Origin of the sequence: Aeromonas tecta (genome assembly GCF_000820185.1) — a bacterium.
Classification (GTDB): Bacteria; Pseudomonadota; Gammaproteobacteria; order Enterobacterales; family Aeromonadaceae; genus Aeromonas; species Aeromonas tecta.
This window is the reverse complement of the sequence record NZ_CDCA01000025.1, coordinates 153,137-167,248: the sequence shown is the minus strand read 5'-3', so window position 1 is coordinate 167,248 and position 14,112 is coordinate 153,137. Positions and strand designations below refer to the sequence as shown.

At 57.4% G+C, this 14,112-nt stretch carries 15 protein-coding genes; 6 read left to right on the top strand and 9 right to left on the bottom strand.

Annotated features, from left to right (window positions below; all coding sequences use genetic code 11):
- The first annotated feature begins 4 nt into the window (after nt 1-4).
- From BN1137_RS09925 to BN1137_RS09900, 6 genes are read left to right on the top strand one after another with little or no spacing between them, the layout of a single operon-like run.
- A complete protein-coding gene (locus BN1137_RS09925; protein WP_050718441.1) occupies nt 5-904 on the top strand; it encodes a flagellin N-terminal helical domain-containing protein in 900 nt (299 codons plus the stop codon).
- A gap of 40 nt (nt 905-944) precedes the next feature.
- Nucleotides 945-1,403, top strand: a complete 459-nt coding sequence (locus BN1137_RS09920) for a flagellar protein FlaG (RefSeq protein WP_232306919.1) — start codon at nt 945-947, stop codon at nt 1,401-1,403.
- Between the two features lie 31 nt (nt 1,404-1,434).
- Nucleotides 1,435-2,847, top strand: coding sequence for a flagellar filament capping protein FliD (gene fliD, locus BN1137_RS09915; RefSeq protein WP_198150622.1), 1,413 nt, complete (start codon nt 1,435-1,437; stop codon nt 2,845-2,847).
- Between the two features lie 29 nt (nt 2,848-2,876).
- Entirely contained in the window at nt 2,877-3,299 is a 423-nt protein-coding gene (gene fliS / locus BN1137_RS09910) for a flagellar export chaperone FliS (RefSeq protein WP_050718439.1), read from the top strand.
- Complete coding sequence (locus BN1137_RS09905) at nt 3,296-3,622, top strand: hypothetical protein (protein WP_232306918.1); 327 nt, start codon at nt 3,296-3,298, stop codon at nt 3,620-3,622. Before fliS ends, BN1137_RS09905 begins: the two co-directional genes overlap by 4 nt.
- Entirely contained in the window at nt 3,622-5,715 is a 2,094-nt protein-coding gene (locus tag BN1137_RS09900) for a motility associated factor glycosyltransferase family protein (protein ID WP_050718438.1), read from the top strand. Before BN1137_RS09905 ends, BN1137_RS09900 begins: the two co-directional genes overlap by 1 nt.
- Nucleotides 5,716-5,785: 70 nt before the next feature.
- Here BN1137_RS09900 and BN1137_RS09895 read toward each other — a convergent pair whose 3' ends face one another.
- Genes BN1137_RS09895 through pseB form a run of 9 tightly spaced genes read right to left on the bottom strand, consistent with a single transcriptional unit; the run spans nt 5,786 to nt 14,012 of the window.
- Nucleotides 5,786-6,451 (bottom strand): class I SAM-dependent methyltransferase, encoded by a 666-nt coding sequence (locus BN1137_RS09895; RefSeq protein WP_050718437.1) that lies wholly within the window; start codon nt 6,449-6,451, stop codon nt 5,786-5,788.
- A gap of 19 nt (nt 6,452-6,470) precedes the next feature.
- Nucleotides 6,471-7,511, bottom strand: coding sequence for a pseudaminic acid synthase (gene pseI, locus BN1137_RS09890; RefSeq protein WP_050718436.1), 1,041 nt, complete (start codon nt 7,509-7,511; stop codon nt 6,471-6,473).
- Complete coding sequence (pseH, locus tag BN1137_RS09885) at nt 7,508-8,071, bottom strand: UDP-4-amino-4,6-dideoxy-N-acetyl-beta-L-altrosamine N-acetyltransferase (protein ID WP_050718435.1); 564 nt, start codon at nt 8,069-8,071, stop codon at nt 7,508-7,510. The genes pseI and pseH overlap by 4 nt, the downstream gene beginning before the upstream one ends.
- The gene (locus BN1137_RS09880) at nt 8,053-8,994 is read right to left on the bottom strand and encodes a hypothetical protein (RefSeq protein ID WP_050718434.1); all 942 of its coding nucleotides are present in this window, start codon (nt 8,992-8,994) and stop codon (nt 8,053-8,055) included. Before BN1137_RS09880 ends, pseH begins: the two co-directional genes overlap by 19 nt.
- Nucleotides 8,995-10,284 (bottom strand): aminotransferase class III-fold pyridoxal phosphate-dependent enzyme, encoded by a 1,290-nt coding sequence (locus tag BN1137_RS09875; RefSeq protein WP_050718433.1) that lies wholly within the window; start codon nt 10,282-10,284, stop codon nt 8,995-8,997.
- Complete coding sequence (locus BN1137_RS09870; protein ID WP_050718432.1) at nt 10,281-11,036, bottom strand: cytidylyltransferase domain-containing protein; 756 nt, start codon at nt 11,034-11,036, stop codon at nt 10,281-10,283. Before BN1137_RS09870 ends, BN1137_RS09875 begins: the two co-directional genes overlap by 4 nt.
- Nucleotides 11,033-11,878, bottom strand: a complete 846-nt coding sequence (locus BN1137_RS09865) for an aldo/keto reductase (protein WP_050718431.1) — start codon at nt 11,876-11,878, stop codon at nt 11,033-11,035. The genes BN1137_RS09870 and BN1137_RS09865 overlap by 4 nt, the downstream gene beginning before the upstream one ends.
- The gene (gene pseC, locus BN1137_RS09860) at nt 11,869-13,011 is read right to left on the bottom strand and encodes a UDP-4-amino-4,6-dideoxy-N-acetyl-beta-L-altrosamine transaminase (protein WP_050718430.1); all 1,143 of its coding nucleotides are present in this window, start codon (nt 13,009-13,011) and stop codon (nt 11,869-11,871) included. Before pseC ends, BN1137_RS09865 begins: the two co-directional genes overlap by 10 nt.
- Nucleotides 13,008-14,012, bottom strand: a complete 1,005-nt coding sequence (gene pseB / locus BN1137_RS09855; RefSeq protein WP_050718429.1) for a UDP-N-acetylglucosamine 4,6-dehydratase (inverting) — start codon at nt 14,010-14,012, stop codon at nt 13,008-13,010. The genes pseC and pseB overlap by 4 nt, the downstream gene beginning before the upstream one ends.
- Nucleotides 14,013-14,112: the final 100 nt, after the last annotated feature.

Here is a 14,112-nt window from a genome sequence, read left to right as displayed (position 1 = left end):
TTTTATGGCCATGTTTATCAATACCAACACTTCATCATTGAACGCCCAGCGTAACTTGATGAACACCACCAAATCGTTGGATACCTCGTACACCCGTCTGGCGTCCGGTCTGCGTATCAACAGTGCCAAGGACGATGCGGCCGGTCTGCAGATCTCCAACCGTCTGACCTCTCAGGTTAACGGGTTGGATCAGGGGAACCGCAACGCTAATGATGGCATCTCCCTGGCGCAGACCGCAGAAGGGGCCATGGACGAAGTGACCGGCATGCTGCAGCGCATGCGCACCCTGGCTCAGCAATCAGCCAACGGCTCCAACTCTGCCAAGGATCGCGAGGCCCTGCAAAAAGAAGTGGATCAGCTGGGGTCCGAGATTAACCGCATCTCCAAAGACACCACCTTCGCCGGTACCAAGCTACTGGATGGCTCTTACGCTGGGAATTTCCAGGTAGGCGCAGATGCCAACCAGACCATCGGCTTTAGTCTGTCTCAGGCTGACGGTTTCAGCATCTCTGGTATTGCGGCAGCGGCCAACACGACTGTGGATGTAGGTACTGTCATCGGGACAGCCATCAACGTCACTGCGATTTTCGCCGCGGGTAGTTCTATCAACATCAGTACTCAGAGCGGCGCTCAGCAAGTTCTGGCTGCTGCTGATGCCATGTTGGGCGTGGTTGACAGCAAGCGTGCCGAGCTGGGTGCGGTGCAGAACCGGTTGGATTCGACCATCCGTAACCAGTCCAACATTTCCGAGAACGTCAGCGCCGCGCGCTCCCGTATCCGTGATGCGGACTTTGCGACCGAAACAGCCAACATGACCAAGCAAAATATCCTGCAACAGGCGGCTTCCAGCATCCTGGCCCAGGCCAACCAGCGTCCACAGTCAGCCCTGTCGCTGCTGGGCTAAGCGGTTAAACCGTCAACATTGACATAAAAAGGAGCAGCAGATGGCCACTGAATCGATAGTCTTGCCTTCTGTTACTTCGACGCTAACTCAACATGGCGGCCCCCAGGCCGCCATGTCTGTTTCTTCGCCAATCATTGGAGGAGAAACTCAGGTCGAACAGACGGGTGTCGAATCGACAGCCAAGGTGTCGCAGGAGCAGCCCGCGCATGCCAAGGCCTCCGAATTACGTAAAGAGCAGGCCTTGATTGAAAAAGAGGCCCAGGAATTGCAAGAAAGATTGGACAGTCTGAGCAAGCTGAAAGGATGGACCATCAATTTCAGTCTGGTCCCGGAGTTCGATCAACCCGTGATCAAGGTGATAGACGCGGATACCAAGCAGGTGATTCGCCAGATCCCGAGTGAAGAAATGCTGTTGATAAGCAAGCGGTTACAGTCGCTGGATCAAACGAGCAGCGGTGGAGTCAGCCTTTCTGGACTGCTGTTCGATGGTCAGGTGTAACCTACATTTTTAAGTTGATAGACAGGAGGACGTGATGGCAATTACCTCTGCGGGGGCGGGTTCTGGACTCGATCTTGAGAGTGTGATCGCGGCGAGTGTGGCAGCCAAGAAAGCCCAGTTGCAACAGCCGATCGTGACTAAGCAAAACAGTACTCAGATCACCTTGTCTGGCATAGGTCAGCTCAAGTCCTCCATCTCTGCTTTCACCGACATTCTCGACAAGTTGAGTGCTCCCGGCGCTTTCAACAAGCGCGCCATCAACATTACCCAGAGCAAAGACGATCCCATCTTGAAGGTGGAGAGCAAGTCTGGCGCCTCCAACGGGCAATACAACATCACCGTCAATAAGTTGGCAGAGACGAGCCGTCAGGAGGGGGTCTTCGATAGCTCTACCACTCCCATGGTGACTCAGGATGGTCAGCTGACGTTCAAGGCCGGTGACAAGACGTTCAAGGTCGATGTGAAGGCGGGTTATACCCTGCAAGATATCCGTAAGAGCATTAACAGCAACGGAGACAACTTCGGTCTCAGTGTCAACATCGTCAACACGGCGGATGGCAAGGCCAAGCTGATGATTGACTCCGGTATCTCGGGGGATGGCAAGGATCTGACCATCACTGGGAGCACTTCTGAGCTTGAGGTTTTCGATGTGAAGACACCGGGTAGTGCGATGAGCCAGACACGTGGGGCCAGCAGCGCCGAGATCAACGTGGATGGCAACGTTCTCAAGAGCGATACCAATACCTTTGATGACTCCGTTCAGGATCTCAAGATAACTGTACTGCGCGTCTCGGACGCGGACAAGGACAGTGGCGTAGCGGGAGCGAAAAAGTCAAACAAGGTGGATATCACCACCGACAAGACCTCTATCCAGGAACTGGTTCAGCAGTTTGTCGATGGCTACAACACGCTGCAAGACAAGATGAACGCCCTGGACAAGCGTGGCACCTTCGTCGGTGGGGTGAAGCAGGATGACGGTGGCGCCCTGGCTGGAGACGCGACTACCCGCGCCATAAGTTCTTTCATGAGCAATTTGCTGGTCAGCCCCTCCAAGAACAGTGGCACCTATTCCACCGTCTTCGAGATCGGCATGAAGATGGATAACAAGGGTAAGTTGTCTCTGGACAAGACGAAGTTCAGCGAGGCTATCGACAAGAATTTCGATCAGGTCGTGGCACTGTTTGGTGGGGATGATGGCTTGGCATCCACCTTGAACAAAGGTCTGAAAGAATACACCAAGAGCGGTGGCATGCTGGCACAGCGGGAAGACGTGCTGAATTCAGATTTGCGTGCTCTTACTCAGAAAGCATCTACCGCCACGACGCAATTGGCCAAATATGAAGCAGCCTTACGCGCTCAATACGGCAGTCTGGATGCCTTGCTGGTTAAAATGAATAATTCTGCATCCGCCCTGACGTCGCTGCAAATAAACAATAAGAATTGATTAATCGTGATATTACGAGGATTCATATCATGTACAACCGTAATCTGAAGGCATATAAGGCAACCAGCATCGCTGCTGATTTAACGGTTGCCGATCCTCATCGTGTCATTCAGCTTATGATGCAAGGCTTTCTCGAACGCTTGGCCCAGGCCAAAGGTGCCATCGAACGGCAAGATATGGAGGCAAAGTCGATTGCCATCTCCAAAGCGCAAGGACTACTGCACGGCCTGCAGGATGCGCTCGATCTGAGCCAAGGCACCATGGCCGAGGATCTGTATGGACTCTATGCCTATATGGATGAACGTATCTGGGATGCCAGTCTGGCACGGGATATTGCGCCGCTCGAGGAAGTTATGGGTCTGATGGTGACCATCAAATCCGGTTGGGACCAGCTGCCAGAGGCAGAAAAACTGCAAGGCTATCAAATGCGGCAGCAGTTGGGGGCATTGTGAGTACAACCCTCGCCGTCCTCGATAAGGCATTGAAGCAAAATGCCCATCAGATGGAGGCGCTGCTACAACAGCAACAATATGATGAGGCGCTGCGGTGCATGGATGAGCGGCTGGCCTTGATCGCGAGTCTTGTGCAGTTAGCTAAGGAGGATCCTGCGCAGCAGCAGGGCGTCGCTACGCTGGCAAGCGAAGTCGCCATTCAAGAAGCCAGCATGACAGCCCTGGCTGAAAATCATCATCAAACCATTTTCAAGCAGCTGACTCAGGTTGGGAGAGCCAACAAGGCTGGGCGAGCTTATCGAGTGAACAGCAAGGAGTTCTGATGTCCGTCAATATGGATGCTGCCCTGGTCAAGGCCGAACAAGAGGCACTGCGACTTCAACAACAAGCAGAGCAGGAAGCAGCCATGGCGGCGGCGTTACCGCTACGGTTTGAACAGAATATGGCTGCGTTTCGCCAATATATCCCTCACATCGCCGATATGTACGAAGTCTACCAACCCCAGCGCCCTTTCCGGTTCTTCTGTAACGAGAATGGTCAACCCAATCTGGCGTGGCTAGATGATAAGGTCGCCGTCTACGGCAAAGAACCCTACCTTATTTGCGAAACCCTGGTGAAGGAATTCATGGAGAAGGGGGCATTGTCCAAATTCTCCTTCAGCCAGGAAGCCAATACTATTGGCTTTGTACATGTGGAGTACCTCAACAAGCTCAACGCCTATCTCGACTACATTGCCTCGCGGGAAGAGATGCTGACCCAGGTGCCCCACGAGGTACCGAGTGCCCTGGTGTTTGGGGTCGGATTGGGTTATCACCTCGGCTATCTCTATGAACAGTGCAAGATAGGTACCCTGTTCCTGTTCGAGCCGGACTTGGATCTGTTCTACGGCTCGTTGTTCTGTTTTGACTGGGCGCCTCTGCTCTCCTATTTGCATCAAGAGAACCTCGGTCTGCATATTCTGCTTGGGCAGGATGAAGAGACCATCGTCAAGGACTTCTCATCAGCCATTCATAGCCGTGGCTCCTTCCTGATTGCCAATGCCTTCATCATGTGGGGGTATCAGAATGAAAAAATCAGGAAACTGATAGAGAAGGTGCAGCAGGAGTATTACCTGCTGGTGATGGGATGGGGCTTCTTTGACGATAACCTGATCGCCTTGTCCCACACCATCAACAATATCGAGCGTGCCGTCCCCTTCCTGAAAAGTGGCCTCAGGATCTCGCCCAAGCATCAGCGTACCCCCATTTTCATCGTTGCAAATGGCCCCTCGCTGGACGAGTCCATTGCAGTCATCAGGAAGAATCAAGACAAGGCCATCATCATCTCTTGCGGCAGTGCCATCTCTGCCTTGCACAAGGTGGGGATCAAGCCGGATATCCATGTTGAAACCGAGCGCACCAAGATTGTCTATGACTTCCTGGTCAATCTGGATGACCCCGAATATTTGCGGGACGTGTTGTTCCTGAGTACCGACGTCATTCATCCGGATTGTGCCACCCTGTTCAACCATTCGGCACTTGTTTTCAAACTCAGTGAACCTGGTGTCGTACTCTACCGCAACTATTTCTCGGGCTTGCAATCTTGCGCCGCCCTGGGCGGCGTCAACCCGCTTGTGGGTAATATAGGCATCAGCGCACCCGTTCATCTGGGCTTCAAAAATCTCTACCTGTTCGGTGTGGATAATGGCTACAAGCACAAGGGTCATCACCATTCTAAGCTCAGCTCCTACTACAACAATGAGGAGAGTGCCGGGACCTTGGGAGACCTGATGTATGGGGATAGTCCGTGGCAGCGAGAAGGCAATTTTGGTGGCATGGTCACCAGCAATGCAATGTTTGATACTTCCCGTCGTGTGATGGAACAGGTATTGGCCACCAACGACGATGTCCAATGCTTCAACTGCAGTGATGGCGCCAAGATTGAGAAGACCAGGGCTCTGCCAAGTGCCGAGATTAGTCTCGTCACGCCGGTTGATAAGCCGGCTATGATTGCGGAAATTGCCGCGCTCTGTGTGCCTATCCCCTTGTCAAAGCAAGATTTTATCACGCTGCTCGACATTGAGTTCTTCAATGTTTTTGTCGACAAGATGATAGTAGAGTGGCAGCAGGAGTTTTCATCCCGCAACGAGTTGAACCAACTGATGCTGCGTAACTTTGGCTACCTAGCCCAGATCGCAGCCACCCGTCAGCAACACATTTCCCAGACCATGGTGGGGTCGATGAACTATGTGTTTACCCTGCTGAGCTCCATCCTCTATTCGTTCGAGGGGGAAGAGGAGACGCTGGCGCTGATGAGACCCGCCATCGAGCTGTGGTTGGAGTTCCTGACCAAGGTGAGGGAGATGTATCCCAAGGCATTCGACAGCGTTGATATGAATGACAATGAGCTGATGGCCCTGTTTAGAAAGAAAAGTTAAAAGGCCTTTTTGAAGGGATTCTTGATTGATTTAAAAAATAAAAAAATGCCGACCTCAGGGTCGGCATTTTTTATCGCTTTGGATAGGGATTTTGTGCCGCCAGTAGACGTGCATCCTTGCGCAAGATCTGCACCGAGATCAGCGCATCCGGCTCCAGTTCGGTGCCGCCATCATGATGTTGTACGTGCTCGAACAATCTATGGTAACTCGGGTGCCAGCCAAACAGTCCGCCGTAATTCATCTTGTAGCTGAAGAGATTGGCGTGATGCTGGTAGTCGTTGCGATAGTGCCCCGCCGGTGGATTGAAATCCAAGATGGTCATCAGGCCTCGATCGGTCAGCAGGGCATCACTACCGGCGGCGATCTTGAATAGATCCTGCGGGTCGCACAGATAGAGGCAAAAACCGAAGATGATGAGGTCGACGGGCTCAATCTCGGGCAAACTATCGGCCGTGCCTACGAAGAGCTGCAAGCCGGGATAACGGGAGAGGCCATCCTGGATGGCGCTGGTGGACGGGTCTACCCCATAGCAGTGAGCGCCGTAATGTTCGGCCAATTGCGCCAGTCGCCAGCCGTTGGCACAGCCTATCTCCAGGATCCTGACGGGTTTGCTACCAAGATATTCCAGCGCCTTGAAGATGGGATCGCTCGCCAGGGACTTGCCGAGAATGGCCGCCCTGTTGCGCTCATACCACTCGTTCCCTTCCTGCGCCATGAAGACGTTTTTCTGTTTCATCTCTAACTCCTTCGCCATTTCAGGAAACCAAAGACCAGGTCATGGGTGTGCCGGCTTCAATGTCCTGGCTGGCGCTGCGACCCAGCAGGGATGGCAGGTGAACAGGAGCCAGCCCATGAGCGGGGCGAATTGATCTCAGGTTGCGAGGGGTAAAGGCTTCACCCGCCTTCACATCTTCACAGACGAACAAGGAGCGGGAGAACTGGCGGCTCAGCATCGCCTTGTCGCTCAGCAGATAGCTGACCTCGCCCAGTGCCGCTTCTGCTTGTCGTATTCCTTCAACCATTGAGCTGAACTCGCTCGGTATCATCGAGAAAGAGGCATCAGGCCCACCGATGGCACGATCCAGAATGAAGTGTTTCTCGATCACTGTGGCGCCGAGGGCGGTGGCGGCGATGGCGACGGCATGGCCAAGGGTGTGATCCGACAGCCCGACCTTGACCCCGAAGGTCTGCGCCAGGTTGGGAATGGTGAGCAGGTTGGCCTCTTCCACCGGTGCAGGGTAGGAGGAGGTGCACTTAAGCAGGGTGATATCCTGGTTACCCATGCGCCGGCAGGCCTGCACGGCAGCATCTATGTCTGCCAGGGTGGCAATCCCTGTCGAGATCAGCATGGGTTTACCCTTACTGGCAGCATATTCGATCAGCGGTATGTCGGTGATCTCGAACGAGGCGATCTTGTAGAGCGCTACCTCGAGGGTCTCCAGGAAGTCGACCGCGCTGAAGTCGAAGGGGGTGGAGAAAAAGACCAGCTCTTCCTTCTGCGCCTCGGCCTGGATGGCTGCATGCCACTCCCAGGGGGTATAGGCCTGCTGATACAGCTTATGGAGGGTGGTGCCATCCCAGATGGTCCCCTGCTTGATCTGGAAATAGTCGTTGTCACAATCCAGGGTGATGGTGTCCGCGGTATAGGTCTGGATCTTGATGGCATCTGCGCCGCACGCCTTAGCTGCGCGCACCGTTGCCAACGCCGTCTCCAGGGAGTGGCCATGATTGGCCGATAGTTCGGCGATGACGAAGCATCGATTCGGATTGATGGCCTGAGCCATGGCTTGGGTCATGGGTGTCTCCACTCCTGTTCGGTGATCCCCATGAGCAGGAGATCGATAAAACTGTGTTGATCCTGGCGATAGACGGCTTCTCGCCAGGCGCCCTCGTGGCGAAAACTGGCTCTTTGATAGGCCTGGATGGCTCGCTCGTTATCGGCGGCTACCTCCAGTTTGAGGCTGTGCAGACGGGCAACATCAAATGCCAGCTGACCGACGGTCGCCAGCAGACGCGCACCCAGGCGTTCCCCGTGCCGCGAGGGGTTGCGGTAGATTCCGAGCCAGGCGAGGCTATTGTGCCAGTCCAGTTGGTGCAGGGAAACGACCCCGGCGGGGCCCTGGCTATCTAGGCAGAGGTAGTTGAAGTTGCGGGTCTCGTGCTGCTGGCGCGCCATAAAGACCTGATGCGCAGCTAAGGGGATTTCCCCCCCCGAACTCATCCAGTGGGCGACATCCGGGTGGTTGCGCATCTGCCAGACGGTTATCACTTGCTGTTCATCCAGATCGGCGAAGGGGATGAGTGTCAGCCCCCCGAGCTCGAAGCGCTGCTGTAGCACTAGGGCCGATTGAGCCATGTGAGAGCCTCCAGGGTGCCATTTCCGCTCATCCGTGCCTGCAGCTCGCTCACCCGTCTGGCCCGTTCATCTTGGCCGAGCAAGGCCATGCCTTGCGTCAGCCGGGTAAATAGTTCGTCCTCGTGCCACCAACCGCCACAGACAAAACCGTCCGGGCCGCACCAGCCGGCGAGTTGCTCGGCCTGATTGTCGGCGACCCCGATGAGGAGGCCGGGCAGGCCGCAGCGGGCCAGCTCGTAGGTGACCTGGCCGGCACTGCTGATGGCGAGATCGCAGCGGGACATGAGATCGGTCATCTGCTCGGCATCGAGACCGTGGTGCTGATGACAATGGGATAGACGGGGATCTGGCGCAGCGGTGACAACCTCCAACTCAATGCCGGGATATTGGCCGTGCAACCAGGTCACCAGTCTAGGGGTCAGATCGCGGATATCTGTGCCCCCCATGATGATCAGGATGCGCTCGATGCGGGCAGAGATCCGAGTGCGGGCGGGCACCGACCAGAATGGGGGGCGCAGCGGTTGCCAAGCCGGCCCCCACTGCCAGCGGGCAGCGCCTTGCGGATGTCCCGGCGTACCTGGGCTTGCATGGATCACCAATCCCGCCGGGTAGGGCAGACGCTTGGTGTCATCGAGGTAGATGACCCGCACAAAACCTGCCGAGATGCTCTCCAGAGTGGTGAGGCTCGCCGAATAGGAGTCGACGATGGCGACCGCTTGCTGGGGGGGAATGTCATTGTGCTGCCAGCTTGTCCAGCTGACTTTCTGGTCTTTGAGCCGATCCCGGGCGAGCGCATCCCCGTCCACTACCCAGTGGACGGCGCCCCCCAGCTGTTGCCAAGCCGAGGCATAGGCACTGCAGCGACTGAGGTGACCAAGCCCTCGCGCCTTGTCTCCTTCGGTGAAGATCCAGAGTGGCAGCACTCAGCGCACCTTGAACACAGGCTGGATGGGTTCGCCATCCAGGGCCTGGTGGATGGCCCCCTCGGCATCCAGGCGGATCAGTGCAGGCAGCACCTCGGCATAGACTGCGAGCAGACGGGCAACGTCGGCCTCGCTGTGCGCCAAGTTGATGTTGTGGCTGCCGAGGCTCAGGATCCCCCGTTTGCACAGCTCCTGGATGAAGTAACTCTTGAGCAGCCAGCTGGAGTGGTTGGCCGAGTCACCGATGAGCAGGAAGCTCCAGCTCGGGTGGCCGGCGCTCTGCAGCCAGCTCGGGGCATCCAGCGTTTGCAGCAGGGTATCGAGCTTGTTAAGCAGTAGTTGACCACGTTCGGCCAGTCGGGCGGGCACATCCAGCTGACGCATCTTCTTGATCACGGCGTTGGCGGCCGCCAGGGCGATGGCATCGCCGCCAAAGGTACCGGAGAAGAAGATATCCTCCATGCGCTGCATGTGCTGGCGGCGTCCCACCACGGCGGAGATGGGGAAGCCGTTGGCCATCCCCTTGCCGAAGGCGGCGAGATCCGGGATGACGCCGAACAGGGTCTGGGCACCGCCAAGATGGAAGCGAAAGCCCGTAATGGTCTCATCGAAGATGAGCAGGGCACCGTGCTCATCGCACAGCTGGCGCAGACCTGGCAAAAATTCCTGGGTCGGCCAGGCGACGTTCATGGGCTCCAGGATCACGGCGGCAAACTCATCCGGGTGAGCCTCGAGCTGCGTCCGAAGGGAGTCCAAGTCGTTGTAATCGAAGCGATGGGTGAGCTCGCGCACACACTCGGGCACCCCCAGGTGGCGGGTGGTGGAGCCTATATACCAATCCTGCCAGCCGTGGTAACCGCAGACGGCGACCCGCTCGCGACCTGTGACGGCGCGGGAGAGGCGAATACAGGCAGAGGTGGCGTCTGTGCCGTTCTTGCCAAAGCGCACCATCTCGGCGCAGGGAATGAGCTCGATAAGCTGCTCGGCCACCTCGGTTTCCAACCTGTGGGGCAGGGAGAAGATGGAGCCCAGATTGAGCTGTTCCATCACGGCCTGATTCACATCGGGATCGCAGTAGCCGAGGCTGATGGCCAGCAGGCCGCTGGCAAAGTCCAGATACTGGTTGCCATCCACATCCCAGACCGTTGCGCCCTCACCGCGTTCGATAAACAGGGGGGCGGCACCATAGGGGAAGCAGAGGCGGCTCTTGGAGAAGGTCTGGGAGCCGAGAGGAATACTCTGTTCGGCCCGGGCGGAGAGTGCCAGTGAATGCTGATAGCGTGAGGTCATGAATGATGCTCCTTGGCCAGCGAGCTCGCCAGCCCTTCATTGCGCTGATGATGGGTATTCAGGGTCGCGAGATGTGGCTCCCGCGCCAGCAGATCGAGAATGTCATCGGTAGAAAATGCTGGATTTTCCGGATAAAGCTTGTTGTAGATCTGCTCAATCAGCTCAAAGTCGGCAGGTTCATCTACCGTCCAGCGCAGATGAGACAGGCTCGACTGGCGTGCCAATTTGCCAACCTTGAACAGGTCAGCGTGCTGGCGGATGTAGTAGGTGACGTGTTCACGCTGAGCCTGGCTATGGGCCCGCTCGGCCAGCAGCTCCAGGGTGGCCGCGCTCAGGATCTCTGCGTCCAGGCCATCCGGGTAGCTGGGGTCCCAGCAGTTGCTGCTGTAGTCGTAGCCGCCAGCCAGATGCAGTTCGATGAGCTCGTCGATGAGGGCGGGATCTGCCAACGGGCAGTCTCCAGTGAGCCTGACCACATGAGCCGGTGCAAAGGATTGAGCGGCCAAGTGGAAGCGCGCCAGTACGTCGTCCAGAGGACCGCGAAAACAGGGGACCCCGAGCCGCTCACAGAGCAGGGCGATGGCTTCATCGTCGGCCTGAACGCTGGTCGCGACTATCAGTTGGTCCAGCCGTTTGGCACGTTTGAGCCGTTCAATCTGGCGCGCGAGCATGGGTTCGCCTAGCAGGGGCCTGAGCACCTTGCCAGGCAGTCGGCTGGAGCTGGCTCTGGCTTGCAGGATCCCGAGGATCATGATGATGTCCACCTGGCCGGGTTGATGAGGTCGGGTTCGTCACAGGCCAGGGTGGCGAGCTCGGCGTCTTGCCAGGGATGCAGATGGCCGTAGGCTGCGCCTATGGCAGCCAGCTCGTGAGCATGGCAGACCCCCACCACGAAGCGGCTGACCTGGGGCAGGGCCGCAATCAGTGACAGCGCCTTATCGAGGGGGCTGAGATGGGGATGGGCACTGTCCAGCCGCCCTAGCGGGCCAGCGAAGGACTGGAAATAGTCGGGGCGCAGCGCCGGTTGCATCAGCAGCAGCCCTTGCAGGAAGAGGGAGCGTACGTGGATCTCGCAGCCCATATCCTGCAACCGATCGAGCCAGCCCGAGCGCAGGAAGCGCTGATCCAGCAGGTTGGCTGGCAACTGCACCAGTTGTAGGGGATAGCCCTGTTCGAGCCAGTGCTCGAGCTCCTGGGGCGAGTAGACGGAAACCCCCATCTTGCCCACCTTGCCTTGCTGTTGGAGATCCTTGATCTGCTTGAACAGCGCAGGGCTGGCATCCTGGCTGCGATGCAGCAGCAGGCCGTTCAAACAGGGGCGAGCAAGCCTGTTCAAGCTCTCTTCAACCGCGGTGGCGACCCCGGCGGCTGTGATACCCGGAGCCAGCTTGCTGACTAGGTTGAAGTCGGCGGTCTGCTGGCTGCCAAGCCTTGCCTCGGCATTGCCATAGGCCTGGGCCGTGTCCAGAGTATCGATCTTGAGGCGACGGGCCAGAGCCAGGATGGCGCCGAGTTCGTCATCCGCGACCTGGCCTGCCCGGTTGCTGATGCCGTAATCGAGGCCAAATTGCACTGTGCCAAGGGCTAGGCGCATAGCGCCGACTCCAGAGCCTGGATGACCCTGTCCTGCTCCGCCAGCGACAGCGTGGGGAACAGGGGCAGGCTGATGGCTTGCTGGTAATAGGCCTGGGCACCCGGGTAAGCCGCGGGGTCATGGCCCAGCTCACGGTAGTAGGGTTGGGCCGGGATGGGCATGTAGTGCACATTCACCCCTATGCCTGCGTCTCGCAGGCGGACAAATACCTGGTCGCGGTTGGCAACCTGGATCACGTAGAGGTGATAGCCGGAGTGGCGATCATCGCATTGACGCAGGGGTTGCACCGGCAGCCGGGTTAGCAGCTCATCGTAGCGGGCTGCCAGTTGTTGGCGCTGGTCGATAAAGTGGGGCAAGCGGCTCATCTGGCTCAGACCCAGCGCGGCCTGGATATCGGTCAGGCGATAGTTGAAGCCCAGCACCTGTTGCTCGTAGTACCAGCCACCCGGGCTGGGACTGTGCATCAGTTCGGGATCCCGGGTGATGCCGTGACTGCGATAGAGCCTCAGCTTGGCCGCCAGTTCGTCATCACGAGTAGTGACGGCGCCGCCTTCTCCGGTGGTGATGGGTTTCACCGGATGGAAGCTGAAGACAGTCATGTCGCTGTGGGCACAACTGCCGATGGGCATCTCTTGATAGTGGGAACCCAGGGCATGGCAGGCATCCTCGATGAGACGAACGCCATATTGCCGACACAGGGCACCGATCTCTTCAAGATCGCAGGGCTGACCCGCCAGATGCACGGCGACCAGCGCCTTGGGCTGGGCGGGTGTCCCCTGAACTGCTTGCAGCTTGGCGCGCAGCGCCGCCACGCACAGGTTGCCGGTATCGGGCTCCACGTCGATGAAATCCACTTGGGCACCGCAGTAACGGGCGCAGTTGGCGGAGGCGACGAAGCTGATGGCGGAGACCCAGACCCAGTCACTGGGCTCGAGATCCAGCACGGCGCAGGCGAGGTGCAGGGCCGTGGTGCCATTGTTGCAGGCCACCACATGAGGCACCTGACAGTAATTGGCAAGCCCCTGCTCGAAGGCGGGGACCATCTGACCTTGTGTCAGATAGTCAGATTTCAGGACGGCGACGACGGCATCGATATCATCATCTGTGATGGATTGGCGTCCGTAGGGGATCATTCGATTAGCACCTGCTGATTCATCTTCTGTAGCTCGTCTATCGACAGGAAGTGCTGATTGTTTAGGGAATTGTATTCAAAACCGGGCTCGACCAGAGTGGCGGTTTCTCCCAGGGCATTGGTCGCAAAGTCATTGTTGCGACTGCTGAAACTGATGCTGGGGGAGATGACGTAATAGTCCTTGAACTCGAAGGTGTGGTAGGAGTCGTCTGCCGGGCACATGACTTCGTGCAGCTTTTCGCCTGGGCGAATGCCGATGATCTCCTGGGGCAGGTCGGGCGCCATGGCACTGGCCAGATCCGTGATGCGTACGGACGGGATCTTGGGAATAAAAAGTTCCCCCCCCTTCATGCGCTGGAAGTTGGTCAGCACGAAGTCGACCCCTTGTTGCAGATTGAGCCAGAAGCGGGTCATCTCCGCATGAGTGATGGGCAGATGGCTAGCACCCTCTCTGATCAAGCGGTCGAAGAAGGGCACAACGGAGCCGCGCGACCCTACCACGTTGCCATAGCGGACGACGGAGAAGATGGTGGGGTTGTTACCCGCCATATTATTGGCGGCGACAAACAGCTTGTCGGAGCACAGCTTGGTAGCGCCATAGAGGTTGACCGGGTTGGCGGCCTTGTCGGTGGAGAGGGCGATGACCTTTTCGACCCCGTTGCTGAGGGCCGCCTTGATGACGTTTTCCGCCCCCCCAACGTTGGTCTTGATGCACTCCATGGGGTTGTATTCGGCGGCTGGCACCTGTTTGAGTGCCGCGGCATGCACCACGAAATCCACGCCGTGCATGGCCATGTTGAGGCGCTCCGCATCCCGCACATCCCCGATGAAGTAACGCATGCAGGGGTGGTTGAAGCGCTGTTGCATCTCGAACTGCTTGAGTTCATCACGGGAGTAAACGATCAGCCGACTCGGCTGGTAGCGGGAGAGGATCGTTTCGATAAATTTCTTACCAAAGGAGCCGGTGCCGCCGGTGATCAGGATCGTTTTTCCGTTGAACATGTCGCTGTCCCATTATGAAGGTGTGTGTCTATAAAAATTAAAAGCATATTCTGTGCCAGAACCCATTAGTGGGCACTGAGGTGGTCGGTTCGCGCTAGCA

Coding starts and splice junctions, on each gene's coding strand:
- BN1137_RS09870 (WP_050718432.1), bottom strand. CDS start 11,036: ATGATCCTCGGGATCCTGCAAGCCAGAGCCAGCTCCAGCCGACTGCCT.
- BN1137_RS09925 (WP_050718441.1), top strand. CDS start 5: ATGGCCATGTTTATCAATACCAACACTTCATCATTGAACGCCCAGCGT.
- pseI (WP_050718436.1), bottom strand. CDS start 7,511: ATGACCCAAGCCATGGCTCAGGCCATCAATCCGAATCGATGCTTCGTC.
- BN1137_RS09875 (WP_050718433.1), bottom strand. CDS start 10,284: ATGACCTCACGCTATCAGCATTCACTGGCACTCTCCGCCCGGGCCGAA.
- pseH (WP_050718435.1), bottom strand. CDS start 8,071: ATGGCTCAATCGGCCCTAGTGCTACAGCAGCGCTTCGAGCTCGGGGGG.
- BN1137_RS09920 (WP_232306919.1), top strand. CDS start 945: ATGGCCACTGAATCGATAGTCTTGCCTTCTGTTACTTCGACGCTAACT.
- BN1137_RS09895 (WP_050718437.1), bottom strand. CDS start 6,451: ATGAAACAGAAAAACGTCTTCATGGCGCAGGAAGGGAACGAGTGGTAT.
- fliS (WP_050718439.1), top strand. CDS start 2,877: ATGTACAACCGTAATCTGAAGGCATATAAGGCAACCAGCATCGCTGCT.
- pseB (WP_050718429.1), bottom strand. CDS start 14,012: ATGTTCAACGGAAAAACGATCCTGATCACCGGCGGCACCGGCTCCTTT.
- pseC (WP_050718430.1), bottom strand. CDS start 13,011: ATGATCCCCTACGGACGCCAATCCATCACAGATGATGATATCGATGCC.
- BN1137_RS09865 (WP_050718431.1), bottom strand. CDS start 11,878: ATGCGCCTAGCCCTTGGCACAGTGCAATTTGGCCTCGATTACGGCATC.
- BN1137_RS09900 (WP_050718438.1), top strand. CDS start 3,622: ATGTCCGTCAATATGGATGCTGCCCTGGTCAAGGCCGAACAAGAGGCA.